This is a genomic window from Flavonifractor sp. AGMB03687, assembly GCF_017811815.1.
Lineage (GTDB): Bacteria > Bacillota > Clostridia > Oscillospirales > Oscillospiraceae > Flavonifractor.
This window is the reverse complement of sequence record NZ_JADKZI010000002.1, coordinates 81,393-100,959: the sequence shown is the minus strand read 5'-3', so window position 1 is coordinate 100,959 and position 19,567 is coordinate 81,393. Positions and strand designations below refer to the sequence as shown.

The 19,567-nt window shown below is 63.2% G+C and carries 21 protein-coding genes and 1 riboswitch; of the genes, 6 read left to right on the top strand and 15 right to left on the bottom strand.

The window, feature by feature from the left end; genetic code table 11:
* The first annotated feature begins 2 nt into the window (after nucleotides 1–2).
* The 5 genes from J9789_RS03760 to J9789_RS03740 all read left to right on the top strand — a co-directional run bounded on the left by J9789_RS03760 (nucleotide 3) and on the right by J9789_RS03740 (nucleotide 3,715).
* A complete protein-coding gene (locus J9789_RS03760) occupies nucleotides 3–440 on the top strand; it encodes an MOSC domain-containing protein (RefSeq protein WP_209342530.1) in 438 nt (145 codons plus the stop codon).
* 2 nt (nucleotides 441–442) lie between these two features.
* Entirely contained in the window at nucleotides 443–928 is a 486-nt protein-coding gene (locus J9789_RS03755) for a MogA/MoaB family molybdenum cofactor biosynthesis protein (RefSeq protein ID WP_209342528.1), read from the top strand.
* 3 nt (nucleotides 929–931) lie between these two features.
* A riboswitch (molybdenum cofactor riboswitch) is annotated at nucleotides 932–1,049 on the top strand.
* Entirely contained in the window at nucleotides 1,042–1,905 is an 864-nt protein-coding gene (modA, locus tag J9789_RS03750) for a molybdate ABC transporter substrate-binding protein (protein WP_209342526.1), read from the top strand. (Overlaps the previous riboswitch by 8 nt.)
* Before the next feature lie 56 nt (nucleotides 1,906–1,961).
* Nucleotides 1,962–2,660 (top strand): molybdate ABC transporter permease subunit, encoded by a 699-nt coding sequence (modB, locus tag J9789_RS03745; protein WP_209343706.1) that lies wholly within the window; start codon nucleotides 1,962–1,964, stop codon nucleotides 2,658–2,660.
* The gene (locus J9789_RS03740; protein WP_209342524.1) at nucleotides 2,660–3,715 is read left to right on the top strand and encodes a sulfate/molybdate ABC transporter ATP-binding protein; all 1,056 of its coding nucleotides are present in this window, start codon (nucleotides 2,660–2,662) and stop codon (nucleotides 3,713–3,715) included. The genes modB and J9789_RS03740 overlap by 1 nt, the downstream gene beginning before the upstream one ends.
* 40 nt (nucleotides 3,716–3,755) lie before the next feature.
* Here the strand turns inward: J9789_RS03740 and J9789_RS03735 are convergent, their stop codons facing one another.
* From J9789_RS03735 to J9789_RS03700, 8 genes are all read right to left on the bottom strand, one after another.
* Nucleotides 3,756–4,385: a YigZ family protein gene (locus tag J9789_RS03735; protein ID WP_209342522.1), complete on the bottom strand. Its 630-nt coding sequence runs from the start codon at nucleotides 4,383–4,385 to the stop codon at nucleotides 3,756–3,758.
* Complete coding sequence (locus J9789_RS03730; RefSeq protein WP_209342520.1) at nucleotides 4,382–4,915, bottom strand: GNAT family N-acetyltransferase; 534 nt, start codon at nucleotides 4,913–4,915, stop codon at nucleotides 4,382–4,384. Before J9789_RS03730 ends, J9789_RS03735 begins: the two co-directional genes overlap by 4 nt.
* Before the next feature lie 13 nt (nucleotides 4,916–4,928).
* On the bottom strand, nucleotides 4,929–6,221 hold the full coding sequence (gene hflX / locus J9789_RS03725; protein WP_209342518.1) for a GTPase HflX: 1,293 nt from the start codon (nucleotides 6,219–6,221) through the stop codon (nucleotides 4,929–4,931).
* Nucleotides 6,222–6,255: 34 nt separating this feature from the next.
* Nucleotides 6,256–6,759: a flavin reductase family protein gene (locus tag J9789_RS03720; protein ID WP_209342506.1), complete on the bottom strand. Its 504-nt coding sequence runs from the start codon at nucleotides 6,757–6,759 to the stop codon at nucleotides 6,256–6,258.
* A gap of 116 nt (nucleotides 6,760–6,875) precedes the next feature.
* Nucleotides 6,876–7,079 carry a 50S ribosomal protein L31 gene (gene rpmE / locus J9789_RS03715; RefSeq protein WP_087328273.1) on the bottom strand — a complete coding sequence of 68 codons (204 nt, stop codon included), beginning with the start codon at nucleotides 7,077–7,079 and terminating at the stop codon, nucleotides 6,876–6,878.
* A 128-nt stretch (nucleotides 7,080–7,207) separates the two neighbouring features.
* Nucleotides 7,208–10,774, bottom strand: coding sequence for a helicase-exonuclease AddAB subunit AddA (gene addA / locus J9789_RS03710; protein ID WP_209342504.1), 3,567 nt, complete (start codon nucleotides 10,772–10,774; stop codon nucleotides 7,208–7,210).
* A gap of 31 nt (nucleotides 10,775–10,805) precedes the next feature.
* The gene (locus tag J9789_RS03705) at nucleotides 10,806–12,245 is read right to left on the bottom strand and encodes an alanine/glycine:cation symporter family protein (RefSeq protein WP_209342502.1); all 1,440 of its coding nucleotides are present in this window, start codon (nucleotides 12,243–12,245) and stop codon (nucleotides 10,806–10,808) included.
* A gap of 75 nt (nucleotides 12,246–12,320) precedes the next feature.
* On the bottom strand, nucleotides 12,321–15,644 hold the full coding sequence (locus J9789_RS03700; protein ID WP_209342500.1) for a PD-(D/E)XK nuclease family protein: 3,324 nt from the start codon (nucleotides 15,642–15,644) through the stop codon (nucleotides 12,321–12,323).
* A 143-nt stretch (nucleotides 15,645–15,787) separates the two neighbouring features.
* Here J9789_RS03700 and J9789_RS03695 point away from each other — a divergent pair, with 143 nt between their 5' ends.
* Nucleotides 15,788–16,048 carry a glutaredoxin gene (locus J9789_RS03695; RefSeq protein ID WP_348633627.1) on the top strand — a complete coding sequence of 87 codons (261 nt, stop codon included), beginning with the start codon at nucleotides 15,788–15,790 and terminating at the stop codon, nucleotides 16,046–16,048.
* A 51-nt stretch (nucleotides 16,049–16,099) separates the two neighbouring features.
* Here the strand turns inward: J9789_RS03695 and J9789_RS03690 are convergent, their stop codons facing one another.
* The 7 genes from J9789_RS03690 to J9789_RS03660 are packed head-to-tail and all read right to left on the bottom strand — an operon-like array spanning nucleotide 16,100 to nucleotide 19,517.
* The gene (locus tag J9789_RS03690; protein WP_209342499.1) at nucleotides 16,100–16,552 is read right to left on the bottom strand and encodes a phage holin family protein; all 453 of its coding nucleotides are present in this window, start codon (nucleotides 16,550–16,552) and stop codon (nucleotides 16,100–16,102) included.
* A 1-nt stretch (nucleotide 16,553) separates the two neighbouring features.
* Nucleotides 16,554–17,294, bottom strand: coding sequence for a peptidoglycan recognition family protein (locus J9789_RS03685; RefSeq protein WP_209342498.1), 741 nt, complete (start codon nucleotides 17,292–17,294; stop codon nucleotides 16,554–16,556).
* Nucleotides 17,287–17,727 (bottom strand): hypothetical protein, encoded by a 441-nt coding sequence (locus J9789_RS03680; protein ID WP_209342497.1) that lies wholly within the window; start codon nucleotides 17,725–17,727, stop codon nucleotides 17,287–17,289. The genes J9789_RS03685 and J9789_RS03680 overlap by 8 nt, the downstream gene beginning before the upstream one ends.
* A gap of 33 nt (nucleotides 17,728–17,760) precedes the next feature.
* Nucleotides 17,761–17,895, bottom strand: a complete 135-nt coding sequence (locus J9789_RS03675) for an XkdX family protein (RefSeq protein WP_209342496.1) — start codon at nucleotides 17,893–17,895, stop codon at nucleotides 17,761–17,763.
* Nucleotides 17,892–18,188 carry a toxin-antitoxin system toxin subunit gene (locus J9789_RS03670; protein WP_245185054.1) on the bottom strand — a complete coding sequence of 99 codons (297 nt, stop codon included), beginning with the start codon at nucleotides 18,186–18,188 and terminating at the stop codon, nucleotides 17,892–17,894. Before J9789_RS03670 ends, J9789_RS03675 begins: the two co-directional genes overlap by 4 nt.
* Complete coding sequence (locus J9789_RS03665; protein ID WP_209342494.1) at nucleotides 18,172–19,266, bottom strand: sigma factor-like helix-turn-helix DNA-binding protein; 1,095 nt, start codon at nucleotides 19,264–19,266, stop codon at nucleotides 18,172–18,174. The genes J9789_RS03670 and J9789_RS03665 overlap by 17 nt, the downstream gene beginning before the upstream one ends.
* Nucleotides 19,263–19,517 (bottom strand): hypothetical protein, encoded by a 255-nt coding sequence (locus J9789_RS03660; protein ID WP_209342492.1) that lies wholly within the window; start codon nucleotides 19,515–19,517, stop codon nucleotides 19,263–19,265. The genes J9789_RS03665 and J9789_RS03660 overlap by 4 nt, the downstream gene beginning before the upstream one ends.
* Nucleotides 19,518–19,567 lie beyond the last annotated feature (50 nt).

The following is a 19,567-nucleotide window of genomic DNA, read 5'->3' as shown; positions in this document are numbered from 1 at the left end:
ACATGGGCAAAGTAATCGCTGTCTGTGTCAGTGAACAGAAGGGCACCCAGAAGAAAAATGTGGGCTCCGCCCAGTTCGTGGAGGACTGGGGCATCCAGGGAGACGCCCACGCGGGCAAGTGGCACCGGCAGGTGTCCCTCCTCTCCCATGAGCAGGTGGAGGCCTTCCGGGCCAGAGGCGCCGTGGTGGACGACGGCGCGTTTGGCGAAAACCTGGTGGTGGAGGGCTATGACTTCAAGGCTCTGCCCATCGGCACCAAATTCAAGTGCAACGATGTGCTGCTGGAGCTGACCCAGGTGGGCAAACAGTGCCACGCCCACTGTGAGATCTACAAGGTCATGGGTGACTGCATCATGCCCCGGGAGGGCGTATTCACCAAGGTGCTCCACGGGGGCACCATCTCGGTGGGAGACAACCTCACCATCGTGGAGGAGGGCTGAACATGCGGGTAGCCATCATCACCCTCAGCGACTCCGGCTACGCCGGACAGCGGGAGGACAAGAGCGGCCCGGTGATCCGGGAACTGGTGGAGGCGGCAGGCTATGAGGTGGTCTATACCACCCTGCTGCCCGATGGGCTGGAGCCCCTGTCCTCGGAATTGAAGCGGCTGTGCGACAATGACCTGGCCGACCTGGTCCTCACCACCGGCGGCACCGGCTTCTCCCCCACCGACCTGACCCCGGAGGCCACTCTGGCGGTCACCGAGCGCCCCGCCCCCGGCATTGCCGAGGCCATGCGGTGGCAGTCTCTCCAGATCACCCCCCGGGCCATGCTGAGCCGGGCGGCGGCGGGTATCCGCAAGCAGACCCTTATGGTCAACCTGCCCGGCAGCCCCAAGGCGGTGCGGGAGTGCCTGGAGTTTATCCTCCCCGCCCTGGGCCACGGCCTGGAGATTTTAAGGGGGACTACGGGTAACTGTGCCCGTTAAAATAAGTCCTGAATTCTTCGAGCCCGTATCGCCTAAAGCCCTTGCGCCATGGCAACGGGCCGGGGCGCCCCCGGAAACAGGGTCGCCTACCAGTTTGTAAAGGAGAATGCAGCATGAAAAAAATCGTATCCCTGATCCTGTCCCTGTCGTTGATCCTGGCGCTGGCCGCCTGCGGAGGCAACAATTCCGGCGCCGCCAATACCCCCGCCCAGAACAGCGAGACTCCCGCTCAGGCGGAAACGGTGGACGTGGTGGTGTTCGCCGCCGCCTCCATGGAGGCCACCCTCACTCAGATCGCCGAGCAGTACAAAGAGGTTGCCCCCAACGTCAACCTGATCTTTACCTTTGACTCCTCCGGCACCCTGAAGACTCAGATCGAGGAGGGCGCCGTGTGCGACCTGTTTATCTCCGCCGCCCAGAAGCAGATGAACCAGCTGGACGCCGCCGACACCACCGGCACCAACGAGGGCCTGGACTTTGTGCTGTCTGACACCCGCATCAACTTTGTGGAGAACAAGGTGGTGCTGGCGGTGCCCGACGACAACCCCAAGGACATCCAGTCCTTCTCCGATCTGGCCACCGACAAGCTGTCCCTGCTCTGCCTGGGCAATGACGACGTGCCCGTGGGAGCCTACTCTCTCCAGATCCTGGACACCCTGGGCATTGACATCACCGCCCTGGAGGACGCCGGTAAGGTAACCTACGCTTCCAACGTGTCCGAGGTAGCCAACCAGGTGAAGGAGGGCGCCGTGGACTGCGGCATCATCTATGCCACCGACGCCTTTACCTACGAGCTCAACGTGGTGGATCAGGCCACTGCCGACATGTGCGACCAGGTCATCTACCCTGCCGCCGTCATGAAGTGCGGCACCGATGAGACCAGTCAGGCCGCCGCCCAGGCCTTCCTGGACTATCTGCACACCGACGAGAGCGCCATCTCCGTGCTGGAGGGCGTTGGCTTTACCGTCATCCAGTAAACACAAGGGCCTGCCGCCAGGGCGGCAGGCCCATTTTCTAAGGCAGGTGATCGGTTCTGGACCTCTATCCCCTTTTTAATTCCCTGCGCATCGCCGCCATTTCCACCGTACTCATCTTCTTCCTGGGTATCCTGGCGGCCTACTATGTGGCCAAGCTGCCCCGGCTGGTAAAGGGTGTGCTGGACGTGGTACTCACCCTCCCTCTGGTCCTCCCTCCCACCGTGGTGGGCTATTTCCTGCTACGGCTGCTGGGCCCCAAGCGGACCATTGGGCTATGGTTTCTGGAGGTCTTCGACCTGCGGCTGACCATGGTGTGGTACTCCGCCATCTTCGCCTCGGCGGTGGTGGCCTTCCCCCTGATGTACCGCACCGCCCGTGGCGCCTTCGAGTCCTTCGACGTCACCCTGGCCCACGCCGCCCGTACTCTGGGCAAATCCAACACCTGGATCTTTTGGCGGGTCATGATGCCCTACTGCAAGCAGGGCATTATCGCCGGTACCGTACTGGCTTTCGCCCGGGCTCTGGGCGAGTATGGCGCTACCGCCATGATCGCCGGATACACCCCCGGCAAGACCGCCACTATCTCCACCACGGTGTACCAGCTGTGGCGCACTGGAGATGACGCGGGAGCCATGCGGTGGGTACTCATCAACCTGGCCATCTCCGCCGTGGTGCTGCTGGCCGTGAATATGCTGGAGAAAAAGGACCGCCGCACCCGCCGCCGGGCCGTTCCTGTCTCCCAGGAGGTGGACTGATGCGGTTACAGGTGAATATTCATAAGGATTTCGGCAAATTTCAGCTGGATTGCTCCTTTGAGACCGAGAGCGGCCAGATCACCGGTCTGCTGGGGGGCTCGGGCTGCGGCAAAAGCCTCACCCTCAAGTGCATTGCCGGCATCGAGAAACCCGACCGGGGCCGCATCGTGCTGGACGACAAGGTACTCTTTGACTCGGAGTGCCACATCAATCTGCCGCCCCAGAAGCGGAAGGTGGGCTATCTCTTTCAGAACTACGCCCTCTTTCCCAACATGACGGTAGCCCAGAACATCGCCGTGGGTGTGGCCGACAAGGCCGCCCGGAAGGAGACGGTGAGCCGCCTCATCTCCTCCTTCTATCTGGAGGGGCAGGATCACAAATACCCCCGGCAGCTGTCCGGCGGTCAGCAGCAGCGGGTGGCCCTGGCCCGCATCCTTTCCAGTCAACCGGAGGTACTGCTGCTGGACGAGCCCTTCTCCGCTCTGGACAGCTATCTGAAGTGGCAGGTAGAGCTGGAGCTGGCTGACATTCTCTCCGCCTTCTCCGGTCCTGTGCTCTTTGTCACCCACAATCAGGACGAGGTGCAGCGGCTGTGCCAGCAGGTGTGCGTACTGGACCATGGCCGCTCCCAGGCTACGAGGCCGGTACAGGAACTTTTTAAGGCTCCCCGCACCCTGTCCGCCTGCCTGCTGTCCGGCTGCAAAAACGTGTCCCGGGCACGGCCCACAGCGGACGGCATGGTGGAGGCCCTGGACTGGGGCGTGGTCCTGGACCCGGGCCGTCCCCTTCCGGCCAATCTCTCCCATATCGGCCTGTGGTCCCACTGCATCCAGCCCGTAGATGGACCGGGACCCAACCGCCTGCCCTGCCAGGTGGAACGGGTGGTGGAAAATGTCTTTTCCACCGTCGTTATGCTCTCCACGCCCGGGGGAACGCGGGAATTTTCCCGTCTGCGTCTCAAGCTGGAGAAAGAAAGCTGGGCTGCTCTGGCAGGCCGCAACCCTCTATGGCTGGAGCTGCCCTCCAAAGATCTGTTGTTACTGACCAGCAATTAAAAAGCGTCCCCGCGGCAATGCCGTGGGGACGCTTTTGCTTTTACTTGATGGGCACTGCCCGGAACGCTTCTCCCAGAGTGACGGGAGCCACACCTCCGGCGGTCAGTTCGGTGAGCCGGGCCGCGAAGGCCTCGGTGTTCTCCTCGGGCAGCAGCACATGGACAGTGACGTCGGCGGCATACTCGCTCTCCCCCAGCACGCCTCCCTGGGCCTCCGCCTCCTGGCGCACCCGCTCGAAGAAGGAGTAGGGGCAGGTCACGGCCGTCTCCACCCACCGGCGTACCACCGAGATCCCGGCGGTGTCCAGGGCGTCCTTGGCGCTCTGGGTATAGGCTCGCACCAGACCCCCAGCCCCCAGCAGCACTCCGCCGAAGTAGCGGGTCACCACGCAGCACACGTTGGTGACCTCCTCCCGCTGGAACACGTTGAGCATGGGCTGTCCGGCGGTGCCCTGGGGTTCTCCGTCGTCGGAGTACCGCTCCACGCCGCCCTCCTTGATGCGGTAGCACCAGCAGTTGTGGCGGGCATCGTAGTACTTCTTCTTCATGGCCTCGATGTAACCTCGGGCCTCCTCCTCGCTCTCCACCGGCCAGACATGGCCGATGAACCGGGAGCGCTTCTCCACAAACTCCGTCTCGGAGGGCGCGGTGGGGATGTAGTATTCCGTCATCTGGCCTCCCACTCCCTTCTGGTGATGGCAAAATAGTGGGCCAGCCGGGTCTCATTCAGCTGCTCCACCGGCTCCACCCGGGACAGGCGGTAAGTCATGCCGCACTTCTGCATCACCCGCTTGGACTTGCGGTTGCCGTCGTAGTAGGCGGCCCAGATAGCGGCATAGCCCAGATCCAGAAAGGCGTGGTGCAGAATGGCCTCCACCGCCTCAGGGATCAGGCCCTGGCCCCAGCAGTCCCTGGCCAGAGAGTAGCCCACCTCCTCGCTGGGGGTACCCAGCTCGGTGCGGTGCTTGCCCACAAATCCGGCGGAGCCGATGAGCCGTCCGTCGGACTTCTGGACCACCGCCAGGGTGTCGGAGGGCTGAAAGATCTCCCGGATCACCCGCAGGCTCTCCTCCACATCGGCGTGGGGCTTCCACCCCGCCCAGGGGCCCACCTCCGGGTGGCTGGCATAGGCATACAAACCGGCCGCGTCCTCCTCGGTAAAGGGACGCAGCAGCAGGCGCTCGGTCTCCAGTGGTTTCATGGTGTTGCCCTCCTCAATCCTCCCAAAATTCCTTGGGGGGCGTCCAACCGGACACGATATAGTCCTTCAGCCGACCCAGCTGGATGGGGGTACACACGGCTTCCACCTCGATGGTCTCGCCATAGTCCACCCGCTCCACCTTGGCCTCCCGGTGGAGCAGATCCAGAACGCCGCCCTTGTCGTAGGGCAGGTGGAGCACCACCCGGTGGGCGCCGGTATCCAGCCGGTCGCCGATTTTAGCCAGCAGCTCGTCCAGGCCCTGACCGGTCTTAGCGGAAATGGATACAATGTCCTCGCCGTGGGGCAAAATCTCGCTGGGGCAGCGGTCGATCTTATTGAAGACGTCAATGCGGGGAGTCTGCTCCGCCCCCAGCTCCACGATCAGCTTCTCCACTACCTCGGCCTGCTCCCGCCACTCCGGGTTGGAGGTATCGATGACGTGGAGCAGCAGGTCGGCATAGGAAAGCTCCTCCAGGGTGGCCTTGAAGGCCTCCACCAGATGGTGGGGCAGCTTGCGGATAAAGCCTACCGTATCGCTGAGGAGCACTGTGCAGGTATCGGAGATCTCCAGGGTACGGGTGGTGGTGTCCAGTGTATCGAAGAGCCGGTTGTTGGCGGGAATGTCCGCACCGGTCAGCTTGTTGAGCAGGGTGGACTTACCGGCGTTGGTGTAGCCCACGATGGCCACCACCGGTACCTCGTTCTTCTCCCGGCGGGAACGCTGGGTGGCACGCACCCGGCGCACCTGATCCAGCTCCTCCCGCAGCTTCTGGATCTTTCGGCGGATGTGCCGCCGGTCGGTCTCCAGCTGGGTCTCACCGGGGCCGCGGGTGCCGATGGCACCCTCCTGCCGCTCCAGGTGGGTCCACATACCCAGCAGACGGGGCAGCAGGTACTGATACTGGGCCAGCTCCACCTGGAGGCGGCCCTCCTTGGTGCGGGCCCGCTGAGCGAAGATGTCCAGAATAAGGGCCGCCCGGTCCAGCACCTGGACCTTCAGATCCTCAGACAGGGCGCGCTGCTGGGAGGGAGACAGGGGGTTGTCCACGATGACCATGTCCGCCCCCATGGCATCCACCAGCTCCTTCACCTCCGCCACCTTGCCCTCGCCAATGAAGGTACGGGGATCGGGGGTGTCCTTGTTCTGAAACACAGTGCCCACGCACTGGCCGCCCGCCGTCTCCAGCAGGTCGGCCAGCTCCTCCATGGAGGAGTCGTCGGCATTTTCCGCCTCGGACAGGCAGTGGGCGTTGAGGCCCACCAGTACTGCCCGGTTGATGGCTTTTTTCTCTTGGTTTTCTGTCATGTGTCCTCCGATGGGCGCAGGGTGCGCCCCTATATTATGCTTTCTTTAAAACCTCCAGGATCTCACCGATGAAGATGCGGTGATAATCCTTCTCGGGGTACCACTTGCCGTCGATCTCCCCGTCCAGGAAGTGGGTGGGGTCCATGTCCTGCCAGTAGGCCTTTTTACACACCAGCACCAGGTCGGCCTCCTCAAAGTAGGGGGCCCCCTCCGCCGTGGCAACCGTGAAGCCGCACTCCTTCACCTTATCCACATCCCGGCCGCTCTTGGAGCCGCACAGAGCCAGGGCCTTCCGGTATGCTTCCCCAAAGAAGCACAGGGTGAAGGTATCCTCCCGCTCCATAAATTCCAGGGTGTACCGCTGGGGCCGGATGTATACGGTGGCCACCGGCTTACCCCACAGCACGCCCAGGCCGCCCCAACTGGCGGTCATGGTATTGCATTCTTCCTTGGTTCCGGCGGTAATGAGCATCCACTGATCGCCGATCAGGGAAAAGACGTTCTGGTCCAGAGCCTTGGGCTCGATCTTTTCAAACATGGCGTGCACCTCCTGTTGTCTCTCACCTATTATATGTGTCTTTCCGAAAAAAAGAAAGGTGCTGTACAAATGAAAAAGGCTCGTACCGAAACCGGTACGAGCCCTTACATACGAACTTACTTGTCCAGGCCGAACTTCTTGTTGAAGCGGCTGACACGTCCGCCAGTATCCACCATCTTCTGCTTACCAGTGAAGAAGGGGTGACACTTGGAGCAAACTTCCACGCGGATGTCCTTCTTGGTAGAGCCGGTCTCGATCACATTACCGCAGGCACACTTGATGGTGGTCTGCTCGTAGTTAGGATGGATGCCTTCCTTCATTGTTGTGTTCACCTCTTTCTCGTTCCGGATGAAGCGGCGCAGCAAACCTCCACGCCTTATAAACGCTAGAATATAGTAGCACAAAGGCTGGTGGATTGCAACAGTTTTTTTCAGAAATTTTCAAATTGCTACAGATCCACACTCTGGTTCAGCGCAAAGAACCACAGCACCTGACGGATCACCTTTTTGCCGGTGATCTCCTCCAGGGCCCGACTGTAGGCCTCCAGCTGTGGGCGGTAGTGCTCCGCCCGCTCCGCCACGGAGCGCTTGGTCACCCGGTCGGTCTTAAAGTCCACCACCGTGATGCCCTCCAGGGTCTCATAGTAGCAGTCCACCACGCCCTGGAAAAGCACCTGCTCCCCCTCCCCGGCCTGGGGATAGTAGCGGCTGGCGGGCTCCAGAATGGAGAACTTGAACTCCCGCCGCAGGGAGACGGAGGAGAGCAGCTCCTGCCCCAGATCCGACTGGAAGAAGGCGGCAACGGGGGCCGGGTCCACGGCCTCTCCCTGCTGGGGGGTGATGTACTGCCCCTCCACCAGTCGGTCAATTTCAGCCTGCACCCCTTCCACCGTTTCGGCCTTTTCAAAGTCGATATACTGCAATACCTGATGGAGGGCAGTGCCCTGCTGGGCGGCGGTGAGGCCCATCTCCTCGGCGGCAAACCAGGGCCGGCCGAAGCTGAGGGGCCGGGCAGGCCGTGGGGCTTCCTCCGCCGCCTCCTCGTCCAAAGCTCTGCCCTTCAGCTGGGTGGCGGTGAGCTTGGAGGGGATGGCCACCTCCTCCTGATGGGGATAGGTCCAGCGCAGCAGGTCGACCAAGGCTTCCCCGTCCTCTGTCTCCTGCTCCGCTGCCTGGGCGGGAGCCATCCAGCGATGGGGCGGGGTCTGGGCCAGAGGGGCCCCGTCCACAAACCGAATATCCCACTCGGGACCAAAGGGAGCGGTGGGCACCGCCACCTCCTGACCGGCCGCCCGCCGAAGGGCACCTCCGTCGGGGCGGCACAGAGCAGCCAGCAGCACCCACTGGCCCACGCTCTGGCAGCCCAGCAGCACCTGGGGATCCACCGGATATCCGCTGTCCCCCGCCAGCTTCTCCAAATCTTTTCCGCCGCCGGTGAGGGCCACCGACAGAATCAGTTTCTCCTTGGCGCGGGTCATGGCCACGTAGAGCAGCCGCAGCTCCTCCGCCATCATCTCCCGCTCCAGCTGGCGGGCTACCGCCATCCGGGCCAGGGTTGGATACTCGATGCCCCGGTCCACGTCCAGGCCCTTGGGACCCACACCCAGCTTTGGGTGGAAGAGGATGGGGCGGCTCATGTCCTCCCGGTTGAGACGGCGGGCCAGCCCGCACAGCAGCACCACCGGGAACTCCAAACCCTTGGACTTGTGGATGCTCATGATGCGCACCCCACCGCCGGTGCGGCCCGCCGTGGGGGGAGCCAGCTTGGCCCCGTTCTCCCGCAAACGGGTCAGGTAGGTGAGGAAGCGGAACAGGCCCTTGTGGCCCGCTCCCTCAAACTGCCGGGCCAGCTCAGCCAGGGCCAGCAGGTTGCCCTGCCGGGTCTCTCCCTCCCCCATGGTGCCAAAGATGCCCAGCAGGTTGGTACGGTCGTAAATGTGCCACAGCAGCTGGTGGCTGCTCATATCCCCTGACCCAAACCGCAGGTCGTCCAGCTCAGCCAGGAAGGCCCTGCTGTCCTCCCCGTCGTCGGCAGCCAGGGCGGCATAAAAGTCAGCGTCCGGACTGGCCGCCCGGATCTGGGCCAGCCGGTCGGCGGAGAAGCCATACACCGGGGAGCGCAGCACCGAGATAAGGGCCACGTCCTGCCGTGGATTGTCCACAATCTGGAGCAGGGACAGGGCCACTGAGATCTCGGTGGAGCCGAAGAAGTCCCCGCCTCCCTCGGCCTCCCACAGAATATCCCGCTCACCCAGGGCACGGGCATAGTGGCGGAGCACCGTATTGGGAGAGCGGAGCAAAATCACGATATCGGAGGGGCGCACTGGGCGGGTGCCGCCCTGCCCGTCTGAGACGGGGAAAGAACCATCCAGCAGTTCCCGGATGCGGCGGGCGGCAAACCGGGCCTCCAACAGGTCCCGGCTCACCTTCTCCGCCCCCTCTTCCCCGTCGATGTCCCCATCCAGGGCGTCCAATTCCACACAATAGGCGGGGTCTGGCTGGAACGGGGCTCCGGGATAGAGGGCCTGATCATCGGAGTACTCCATCTCGCCGAAGGGCACCGACATGATGGCCCGGAACAGGTAGTTGCTTCCCTCCAGCACCTCGGGCCGGGAACGGAAGTTGCGGGACAGGATGACCCGCCGCTCCTCCCCCTCCCCAGCCTGGGTATAGGGCTTGAAGGTGCGGTATTTGCTCAGGAAAATGGTGGGGTCGGCCAGACGGAAGCGGTAGATGGACTGCTTCACGTCGCCCACCATGAAGAGGTTGGTGCCATCTTTGGACAGAGCGGAGAAAATGGCGTTCTGTACCTCGTTGGTGTCCTGGTACTCGTCCACCATGATCTCGTCATATCGCCCGCTCCACTGGCGGGCCAGCTCGGTGGGCTGACCGTCCTCACCCACCAGCAGTTTTACCGCCATGTGCTCCAGGTCGGAGAAGTCCAATAATCCCCGCCGGGCCTTCTCGGCGGCATAGGCCGCTTCAAAATCCTTCACCAGGGCGAACAGCCCCCGCATGGCTGGGTACACCGTCCGCAGATCGGCCAGCAGATCCTCCCCGCTGTCGGCAAACCAGTCCCCCAGTTTCTCCAGCCGCTTTTTGCAGGCGGTACGGATGGCCTTCACCCGCTCTACGGCGGCAAGGTCGTCCACCATCTTTTTCCGCCCCACGGTGGGGAATGGGATGGGCAGCAGGTCCCGGGCCTCATCCCAGCCCCGGCCCGCTGCCACCTCAAATTGTTGTAAGGCCTGGGCAGTCTGGGTCACACTGTCCCCGTAGTTGGCCAGCAGGTTGGCGTCCCGCTCGCACAGGTCCCGGGCCTCCTCCATCCGCCGCCGCCAGTAGGCCGCCTGCCCGGCGGCGGCGGAGAGCAGCAGCTCCCCCCAGGGGGTCTGGACCGGATCGGTCACCCCCTCCAGGGCAAAGGTACGCTCCTGCTCCTCCAACCAGGCGGCGGGGTTGGGGTGGGCCTGGACCCGTCCCCGGATGTCCAGCACGATCTGCACCAGACGCTGGTCGTCCCGCCCGGCGGACATGGTGTCCACCAGCTGGGCAAAGTCCCCCTCCGGGTCCATGGACTCGTAGCGCTCATCCAGCACATCGTTGAGAGCGCGGAGCATGAGAATGCCCGCCTCCCCCTCGTCGCATAGACGGAAATCCGGGTCGATGTCCAGCAAATGGCCGCACTCCCGCAGCAGTTGGGCGCAGAAGGCGTGGACGGTGGAGATGCCCGCCTTATAAACCAAGGTAGCCTGGCAGCGCAGGTGGGTGTCGGTGGGGCGCAGGGCCAGCCGGTCGGACAACTCCTCCACAATGCGGCCCCGCAGCTCGGCAGCGGCGGCCTTGGTGTAGGTGATGACCAGGAAGCGGTCCACGTCGGCCCCCTCCTCCACCCGGGCCAGCAGACGCTCCACCAGCACCCGGGTCTTGCCGGAGCCCGCCGCAGCGGAGACCAGAAGGCCACCGCCCCGGTTATCTACCGCCGCCTGTTGTTCTTCTATCAGGGAAAAGGCCATCTGGTTTCCTCCTTTCGCTTAGCCTATTGGATCATTCCCGCTCCCACTTGCGGGCGTGCTCCTCGTTCCAGATCTCGGGATCACCGATGCCCACTTCCTCATAGCGGTACACCGGGTTCTTGCCCGCCTTCTTCTGGTCCACATAGTCCTTCAGCACCTTCAGGGCCTTGCCGCCCAGCAGCAGGATGGCCACCAGGTTCACCAGAGCCATCAGGCCCATGAGCACGTCGGCCAGATCCCACACCATGGAGAAGCTCATCTGAGCACCGATGAAGATGGCCGCCACACAGGTCAGCCGGAACACCAGCAGCCCCACCTTGGAATCCCGGATAAACCGGAAGTTGGACTCGGTGTAGTAGTAGTTGCCCACCAGGGAGCTAAAGGCAAAGAGGAAGATGGACACAGTGATGAAGATGGGGCCGAAGGGACCCACCTGGGCGTGGACCGCCGCCTGGACGAAATTCATGCCCTCGCTGTAGGCGTCGATAGGCACGCCGGACAGCAGCAGCATGAAGGCGGTGGTGGAACAGATCACGATGGTGTCAATGAACACGGAGAGCATCTGCACCAGGCCCTGCTTCACCGGATGGGACACGTCGGCGGCAGCCGCCGCGTTCGGGGCGGAGCCCATGCCTGCCTCGTTGGAGTAGAGGCCCCGCTTGATGCCCTGCATGATGCAGGAGGCGCCGATGCCGGCAAACATGGCCTTGGGATCAAAGGCCTGGGAGACAATGAGGGAGATCATGTGGGGCACCTGGCCAATGTTCTTGAGGGTGATGAACAGACCCAGGGCGATATAGATGGCAGCCATCACAGGCACGATGCCGGAGGTGATGGCGCTGATGCGCCGCACGCCGCCGAAAATGCACACGCCGGTGAGGATGGCCAGCACCGCGCCCACCACGGCGGGCCAGATGCTGGTGGAGTAGTCAGGCAGGTAGTACTGGAGGGCGGAACCAGCATTATAGGCCTGCAGGGCGTTGAAGCCATAGGCAAAGCAGGCAATGAGCAGCACGGAGAACACCACGCCCCAGGTTCGGCTGCCCAAGGCCTTCTGGATATAGTAGGCCGGGCCGCCCACCCAGTTCTCCCCGTGCTTCCCCTTGTAACACTGGGCCAGGGTGCTCTCAATAAAAGCAGAGGCGGCGCCGATGAGGGCCAGCAGCCACATCCAGAACACCGCGCCGTAGCCGCCGATGAGGGTGGCAGCGATGATGGCGTTGGCCACACCAGCGATGTTGCCGGTGCCCACCCGGGAGGCGGTGGAAATCATCAGGGCCTGGAAGGAGGAAATGTCCTTGCCGTCCTTCTTCTTTTCCCCCAGTACCCGGATGGCCTCCGGGAACAGGCGGAACTGAACGCCCTTGGTGCGGATGGTGAAGTAGAGCCCCGAGAAGATAAGCAGGGCAATGAGGATATAGGTGTAGAGGAAGTTGCTGGTGTTGCTCAATAAGCTTCCAAAAAACTCCATGCGGTTGTAATTCCTTTCTTTTGTTCTTTCATTAAATTGATACTGCTAATTGCCTGGGAAATACCTAAAGGGGGCTTAGTCTTTTTCCTGCTCCACAGCCGCCCAGAAGTCCTCGCCTTTGACGGTGGGCAGCCACCGCTTTTTATCGCTCCCTCTGCCCTCCTCAAAGTGGCAGGCGGCGGCGTAGTCACACCACTGGCAGGCGTTCTGTTCCGGGCCCCGCCAGAAGGGGTCAGCGTTGATGTTGCCCGCCGCCAGCTCCTGGCCGATCTCCCGCAGGATGTGGTCGGTGTGGCGGGACAGCTTGCCCAGCCGCTCGGCGGACACCAGGGCGTCACCGCTGATCTGGCCGCTCTTGTTCACCCGGACGGGCAAGAAGCGGATGGGGCCCTCCTCCGGGTCCTCCATGGCGGTGAGCACAGCGGGGTCATCCAGCACCACACCGCGGCGGCGCAGCTCGGCATCCACCTTCTTTTGCCGGGCCTCATCGCTCATGGCCCGGCTGCCCGCCACCACCGCGTCTCTGGCAGGCAGATAGAGGACGCCAGCACCTGTCACATCTTGCTTGTAAAGTTCTTTTCCCTCACGTTCCAGGGTGAACAGATAGAGCAGCATCTGAAGGCCCATTCCATGCCAGATATCTGTCAAGTCAAACGACTTGCGTCCCGTCTTGTAGTCTACGATGCGCAGGTAGAGCCGCCCGTCATGTTCCCATCCGTCCACCCGGTCCACGAAGCCGGAGATGCTGACGGTGACGCCGTCCACACTGAGCTCCACCGGGGGCAGATCCTTGCCGCTTCCGAAGCCCAATTCAAAGGAGATGGGCTGGAACTGGGATGAGCGCAGCTCCTCCGCCACGTTTTCCACCACAGCATACACCGACTTGCGCAGGCGGCGGAACAAATACTGGAACCGGGCATTCTCGTGCTCCAGTCCACCCAACTCTTCCGTCACGTAGCGCTCCACAGCCTGGTCGGTGAGGGTACGCAGCTCCTCGGCCGAGACCTCCTTCACCCCGCCTCTGTCCTTGCAGGCCTTCAGCACATGCTCCAGCACGTCGTGAATAAAGGTGCCGTACTCAGGGGCCTGGAATCCGGCGGCCCGCCGGGGCTCCGCCCGCAGGCCGTACTGCATGAAGTAGGAGAAGTGACAGGCCTTGTACTTGTCCATGCGGGAGGCCGACATGGGCACCCGCCGTCCGTAGAGCACATCCACCGCCGGGCGGGACAGCCGTCCCCGCTCCCGGTTGGCGGCGGTGGTCATCCGTTCCACCAAAGGAGCATACTCCGGCAGGGCGGTGAGAGCGGCAGCCGCCTGGGGAAACCACCCCGCCAGCTCCAGAGCAGGCCGGGGGGCCGCCAGACGGAAGGTACCGTCCAGTCCCCCCTCCTCCACCTGGCGCAGGTGGGGCAGAAGAGCCTTTATCTTTGCCACCAGGAAGGAGGGGCGGTGCTCCTCCCCCTCGGCGCCGGCAGCGGACCAGCTGACATAAAACTTTTCCCGTGGCAGGGTGCAGGTCTCGTAGACAATGGTCATCTCCCGGTACAGCTTGTCCCCTGTCCGCGGGGCGGGCTCCAGACCGTAGGAGGCCAGCAGGCTGCGGTCGTCGTCGCTGAGCAGACCCGGCGACGGAGCCACCGCCGGGATGGCGCCGTCGTCCGCTCCCAGCAAAAACACCGCACGGTAGCCCTTGTGGGCCAAGCGGGGCATCTCGCCGGCGTTCACCCGGTCCAGGGACACGGGAATGGCGCCCACATCGTACTGGGAGAGCACCAGGGAGAAGAGCCGTGCAAACTCCTCCAGCTCCATGGGGGTGTCCCCCAAGATCTGAGCGCACTGCTCCAGACCGCCGCACAGGATCTCCCACAGCTGGGCATATTCCTCCGCCAGGGCGGCCTGATCCCGCTGCCGCAGCTCCTCCGTCCGCCGGGCCAGCTGTTCGGGCACCCCCATGGTCTCCAGGAAGCGGTAGAGAGCCATAGCCTGGCCCTTCCCCGTCTTGTCCGGCTGCTTGCGCAGCTCCTCCAGGGGGGCGGTGACCTGCCGCCGCAGCAGGTTGAGCCGGGCCAGCAGGGCGGTGTCCTCCTCGGTGAACTTGCGGCCATAGCCCTTGGGGTGGTTGGTCCAGTCCTTTTTGCCGGTCCAGGCGCTCCCCTCCAGGCTCCAGGTAAGGGCGTAATTCTCCAGCAGGTCCACGTCCTCCTGGCCCAAGCCGGTAAGGCCGGTCTTGAGGCAGCGGAACAGATCGTCATACCGATAGCCCCCGGACACAGTGTCCAGGGCGGCGGTGATGAGAGTAAGGATGGGCTTTTCCAGAATGTCGCTCATGCGGCTGAGGAAGACCGGCACCCCGTAGCGGGCGAATACCGTCTCGATGGTGGGGCCGTACCCCTCCAGGCTGCGGGCACACACCGCAATGTCCCGGAAGCGGTAGCCCTCCTCCCGCACCAGGCGGAGGATCTCCGCCGCCGCCCACTCCACCTCGGAGTAGGGGGTGTTGGCGGTAAAGAGGGTAATTTCCTCCCCGCCCTCCTCCAGGGGGACGGGCCGGGGAGCAAACAGCTGCCCCTCCAGATGGGCCAGGGCGGCTGTCCGACCGGTCTGATCTCCGGTCAGCACCTCCACCTGGGCCGGCACACCCCGGTCCTTGGCCAGCCGCAGCAGCTGCCGGGCGGTGCGCCGGGCAGGAGAAAAGATGCCGGTGCCTCCCTCGTCCTCCTCCAGCTTGTCGCAGGTGAGAGCCACTGTTACCGAAGCCCCCTTGCTCAGCAGGGCGGAGAGCACCTGCCGCTCCTGGGGAGTGAAGTCGGTGAAGGCATCCACATAGAAGTCCTTCCCCGCCGCCCAGCTAGTCTCGGTCAACACCTGAGCCAACCGGGTCAGCTTGTCCCTGGGATCGGCCCACCGCTGGGCGGTCATTGCCTCGTAGGCCCCGTAGATAAGGGACAGGTCGGTCAGCTTATCCCCCTCCCCGCCGCCGGTCTCGCTGCCTGCCGTCCAAAGTTGCTCAGGGCTGATGCAGCAACTTTTCAGCTCGTCCACCGTGGCCAGCAGGCTACTGAGAAAGGCGGGCTTGCGGGAGGGCCGCTGGTATACCTTCAGCTGGTCGGCTACCGACTTGAGGGCAGTACACAGCAGCAGCAGCCGTCCGCCCCCGTCCAGAGTGGGGGCCGCCAAGCCGCCGTGGGTGGAAAATACCCGGTTGGCCAGCCGGGTGAAGGACAGCACCTCGGCATGGAGGGAAACAGCATTTCCGCCGATGGCGCACAGCTGCCGCTCCATGTCGTGGGAATGCTGCTCCGGCACAATGAGGATCTGAGGCCGGGTCGCCTGCCCCATGGCGGTAAGCATGGTATAGGTCTTGCCGGTGCCTGCCCGGCCCAGCAGCAGCTTGAGCATATGGTTCCCTCCTTTCTGGTCAGTGGTGAGATTATAGCATATTTGCCGCCCCGGCACAATGGACCTTTCTCCGCCCCCTTTGCACTTGACAGAACCGCTTCCATCCTATATCTTAATCTGTAACATTTGACTGGGAGAAATGCATGATGAAAGTAACGATGTACGGCAGCCACCTCTGCCCGGATACTCTGTACGCCATCAATGAACTGGCCGCCCGCAAGGTGAAGATCGAGTTCAAGAACCTGTCCGGCAGCATGGCCGATCTGAAAGCCTTCCTGCCCCTGCGGGAGGGCAACCCTATGTTTGACGAGCCCAGAGCCAACGGCTCCATCGGCATCCCCTACTTTATTATGGAGGACGGCTTTACCACTCTGGAGCTGGACGACGTTCTGGCCCGCCTTTAAACAGAAAAAAGGAGCCCTTCGACCAGGTCGAAGGGCTCCTTTTGGGTTTATTCATGCATCGGCTGTCTCATCCACCTTGCTCTGTAATGCGGCAATGGTTTTGGCCAGCCAGGCCGGGATAGGCGCACCCAGAGCGCCGGCGTTCTCGATAATGCTGCCCGCCTCAGTGAGAATGTACCAGATGACCACCAACGGACACAGTAGCACCGTGTAAGTGAAGGGCAGCTCCACCCCAGGCACGTTGCCCAGCAAATGGCCGATGACTGTGTCGAGAATGGCCGCCACGATGACGGCCACCACGCTGCCCAGTTTGTGCCAGATCCCGTCCCGGGCCGATTTGCTGGACCACTCCCCTGCCCGCAGAGCCGCGGCAGAGCCGGTGGCGTAGTCGATGATCATAAAGCCGATCCAGGCCACCACCACCCAACCAAACCAGCCCCACAGGGCAGTCAGGGCGGCACACACGGCGGCCACCGCCGCCTTAAAAGTATTGATGTGCTCCATGTCAGACGCCTCCCTCCGGCAGCAGGCCCAGCCGGTCCAGCACCAGGGAGGCCTGCTCCCGGGACAGCGGGGCCTGGGGCGCGGTGCCGTCAAACACCCCGGCAGTCTCCGCCTTCTCCCAAGCCTCCTGGGACCAGCTGCTGCTCTCCTTGCTGCGCTGCTGGGTGAGGTAGACCTCCATCATTTCATTAAACTGTTCCTGCGTCACATGTTCTTCCTCCAATCTCTCGTTGACCCTGGCGGCAATGTCACCAAACCGGCTGTACAAGTATTCTCCCGGGCAGGCCTTGGCGGCAAACCAGCGGTGGGCGGTCATATTCTGCTTGTCCACCTGGCCTACCAGGGACTTGTCTCCCTGCCACAGCAGCTTCTGGATGCCATTGCGCCGGCAGATATCCACGCACAGGTCGATGAGCGCCGCATAGGCCTGGTCACTCACCGGCCAATCCGGTTCGCCGCCGCAGTTGGCCACCTCGATAGTCACCGCACGATGATCGTTGGCCCCGTTGGAACTGGCCCAGGAGCGATCCCCTTCGTCCACATACAGCGCCACCCGGCCATCGCTGCCAATGCCGTAGTTGGAGGAGGCCTCGGTGGAGGCCCGGGCGAACAATGCGCCGCAGGACTCCACCGAGGCGTTACCCGCCATACAGTGGATGGTGATGGTATCAATGGCGTGGTTCCGGGGACTGGTGCGGTTGGGCGACAGCCTGCTGTAAGTCACCAGAGGGCTGTTACTCATTGCCGTCTCCACCGGGGGCAACATAGCCCTCCTCGCTCTTGGCGGGCCGCACGCCGTCCCAGTCGTCAGGCCACTTCTTCAGGGCCGCGTCGGTGGGGGGATTGTCCATGATCTCCACCATCTCGTCAAACTTCTTCAGCTGGAACAGCTGATAGAGAGGCTCCCACAGCTTGCGGCGCAGCTCGTTCATCTCGGCCCATTCCTTCCAGAACACGTCAGCGCCCACCTGGTTCAGAGCGGCGTTCCAGTCGCGGTAGTTGGGCACATACTCCAGAGGGATGCCGCCCACGGGGTCCAGAGGCAGGCCCTGGACAATGTTGTTGCGGATCTTGGAAGCCGCCACACTCAGATCCGAGGTGCCGGTCTCCTCCCGGTCCATGGCAGCCCGGGCATAGATGGGTACGACCAGATGGTTCATGGTTTCAACAGACATAGTTCATTCTCCTTTTTTATGTATGTACCACGCCTATTCGGCGTTGGTCTCCTGAGTGATCTCCCTGGCCTGATCCTCCGTCAGCTTACCGGCGGCCGCCAAGGCCTGGATGCGCTCCTTATCCCACAGCTTGGGATAATACTTTTGGGCCAGTTCATACACGTTCACAGCTCCACCCCCGTCATAATGGCCAGATAGTCCACGTCCGCCCGCAGCCGTTCCGCCTCCGTGGGCTCCGGCTCCGGGGCGGGCTCCGGCTCGGGGATCTGACCAGGGGTCAGGTCCACCAGTACGCCGTCCTCGATGGTCAGATCACAGTAGCCGCAACAGTCCCAGGCGGCCTTCTCCAGCTGGGGCGGTACCACGATCCACCCCTCCAGCCAGCACTCGGTCCGGTGGCTCTGGCTCTGCAGGCCGTGGCCGCCGTCCTCTCTGGCCGCGATCTCAATGATGGTCAACATCCAAATCCCTCCTGATCCATGCAAATAAGTGATACAACAGCCTGCGGATCCAGGAAGCCCGCTTCCGGCGGCCTCCCCCCTGTCTCTCCAGCCAGGCCAGCAGCTTTCCGCTGCTCCAGCCCACCGTCCGGATTTCAGGTCCATCTGTTCCCGCCCCCACCGTCCGCGCCTGGCCGCCCCGTACAAAGCGCAGCAGCAGGTTTTTCAGATGGATGGGCGCAGGCTTTTGGGTGGGTTTGCTCCGTTTCCGGTAAGTTCGCTTCTCCCTGGGCTCCTCCTCCGGGGGCAGGTCGTTGAAGTGGGCCATGAGCCGCTCCTCCAGTTGATCCAGCCCCCGCACCTCCACCTGCTCTCCCAGGGCCAGGCTCTCCAGCCGCTTCAACCCGCACCGGATGGACCGAAGTACCGAGGCGTGATCCACCCCCAGCAGGGTACCGATCTCCCGCAGGGAGAGCCACTCGCCATAGTAGAGATACAAATAGGTCTGCTGCCGGGTGGTAAGCCGGTCCAGCACCGCTTTCAGCACCGACCGTTCCCCCAGGTCGATCACCAGAGGACCGCCCTCCTGGCAGCCCAGCAGCTGATAGATGGCCCTGGCATCCGCCTCAATACGGCGCTGCCCCCGCTTGAGGGTACGGCACACAGTAGAGCGGGCCTTTCCCTCCTTCCTGGCCACCTGGGCGGGACGGACGCCCCCATCAGTGCCAGCCAGATAGGTTTCCTGGATCGTACTAATCCCGCTCCGGGCCGCCCGCACCGCCAGGCGCATCTTGTCCCGCTCCGTGTTAACCGCTGGAGGATCCTCTGCACCCTCCAACTCCGTCCAGGTCTGGTATTGGAGCTTATCCCACTGCCAGCCCTCCAGACCGGACCAGGTCCTTCCCCGGCTGATCTTGTGGCGGGGCATCAACTCCCGCAGCTGCCGGGAACAGTCCACCAGATCCTCCCCGATCCGGGCCAGTTCCAGGCGAATCGCCCGTGCCTCCCGGCCCTGCGCCCCCTCCAGTTTAGCTTGAAGAGCGGCCCGCTCCTCCCGCAGAGCCTTGGCTCTTGCTTTTACCTGCTGGGCGTCCTTCATCCCTTCTCCCCATTCCTGCGGGGTGCCGTCAACCCTACGGTAGTATAAAGGCGGCTCCGGGGTCTGGAATAATAGCTCTCCGTCAGCCGCCGCAGGTCCCGCATTTCCGCTAACATCTGCCGCAGAAGCGTCAATTCCCAGGCCGCACCGGAGTCTCCCTGGGCCGCCAACCCCTGCCGGTCCTCTATGGCCAGCCGCAGCCGCACCGCAGCCTCCCGGTATTGGGTGGACAACTCTGACAATCGGGCCATATGGCTCACCTCCCTTCTTTTTGGCAGCCCCTGGCATTGCCTTCCGCCCG

Bases quoted from the DNA above. Each gene is read 5' to 3' on its own strand.
- addA (WP_209342504.1), bottom strand. From the start codon at position 10,774: ATGGCCTTTTCCCTGATAGAAGAACAACAGGCGGCGGTAGATAACCGG.
- J9789_RS03665 (WP_209342494.1), bottom strand. From the start codon at position 19,266: ATGAAGGACGCCCAGCAGGTAAAAGCAAGAGCCAAGGCTCTGCGGGAG.
- J9789_RS03730 (WP_209342520.1), bottom strand. From the start codon at position 4,915: ATGAAACCACTGGAGACCGAGCGCCTGCTGCTGCGTCCCTTTACCGAG.
- modA (WP_209342526.1), top strand. From the start codon at position 1,042: ATGAAAAAAATCGTATCCCTGATCCTGTCCCTGTCGTTGATCCTGGCG.
- J9789_RS03690 (WP_209342499.1), bottom strand. From the start codon at position 16,552: ATGGAGCACATCAATACTTTTAAGGCGGCGGTGGCCGCCGTGTGTGCC.
- J9789_RS03670 (WP_245185054.1), bottom strand. From the start codon at position 18,188: ATGTTGACCATCATTGAGATCGCGGCCAGAGAGGACGGCGGCCACGGC.
- J9789_RS03700 (WP_209342500.1), bottom strand. From the start codon at position 15,644: ATGCTCAAGCTGCTGCTGGGCCGGGCAGGCACCGGCAAGACCTATACC.
- J9789_RS03740 (WP_209342524.1), top strand. From the start codon at position 2,660: ATGCGGTTACAGGTGAATATTCATAAGGATTTCGGCAAATTTCAGCTG.
- J9789_RS03695 (WP_348633627.1), top strand. From the start codon at position 15,788: ATGATGAAAGTAACGATGTACGGCAGCCACCTCTGCCCGGATACTCTG.
- rpmE (WP_087328273.1), bottom strand. From the start codon at position 7,079: ATGAAGGAAGGCATCCATCCTAACTACGAGCAGACCACCATCAAGTGT.
- J9789_RS03680 (WP_209342497.1), bottom strand. From the start codon at position 17,727: ATGTCTGTTGAAACCATGAACCATCTGGTCGTACCCATCTATGCCCGG.
- J9789_RS03760 (WP_209342530.1), top strand. From the start codon at position 3: ATGGGCAAAGTAATCGCTGTCTGTGTCAGTGAACAGAAGGGCACCCAG.
- J9789_RS03720 (WP_209342506.1), bottom strand. From the start codon at position 6,759: ATGTTTGAAAAGATCGAGCCCAAGGCTCTGGACCAGAACGTCTTTTCC.
- J9789_RS03755 (WP_209342528.1), top strand. From the start codon at position 443: ATGCGGGTAGCCATCATCACCCTCAGCGACTCCGGCTACGCCGGACAG.
- J9789_RS03735 (WP_209342522.1), bottom strand. From the start codon at position 4,385: ATGACGGAATACTACATCCCCACCGCGCCCTCCGAGACGGAGTTTGTG.
- J9789_RS03685 (WP_209342498.1), bottom strand. From the start codon at position 17,294: ATGAGTAACAGCCCTCTGGTGACTTACAGCAGGCTGTCGCCCAACCGC.
- J9789_RS03660 (WP_209342492.1), bottom strand. From the start codon at position 19,517: ATGGCCCGATTGTCAGAGTTGTCCACCCAATACCGGGAGGCTGCGGTG.
- hflX (WP_209342518.1), bottom strand. From the start codon at position 6,221: ATGACAGAAAACCAAGAGAAAAAAGCCATCAACCGGGCAGTACTGGTG.
- J9789_RS03705 (WP_209342502.1), bottom strand. From the start codon at position 12,245: ATGGAGTTTTTTGGAAGCTTATTGAGCAACACCAGCAACTTCCTCTAC.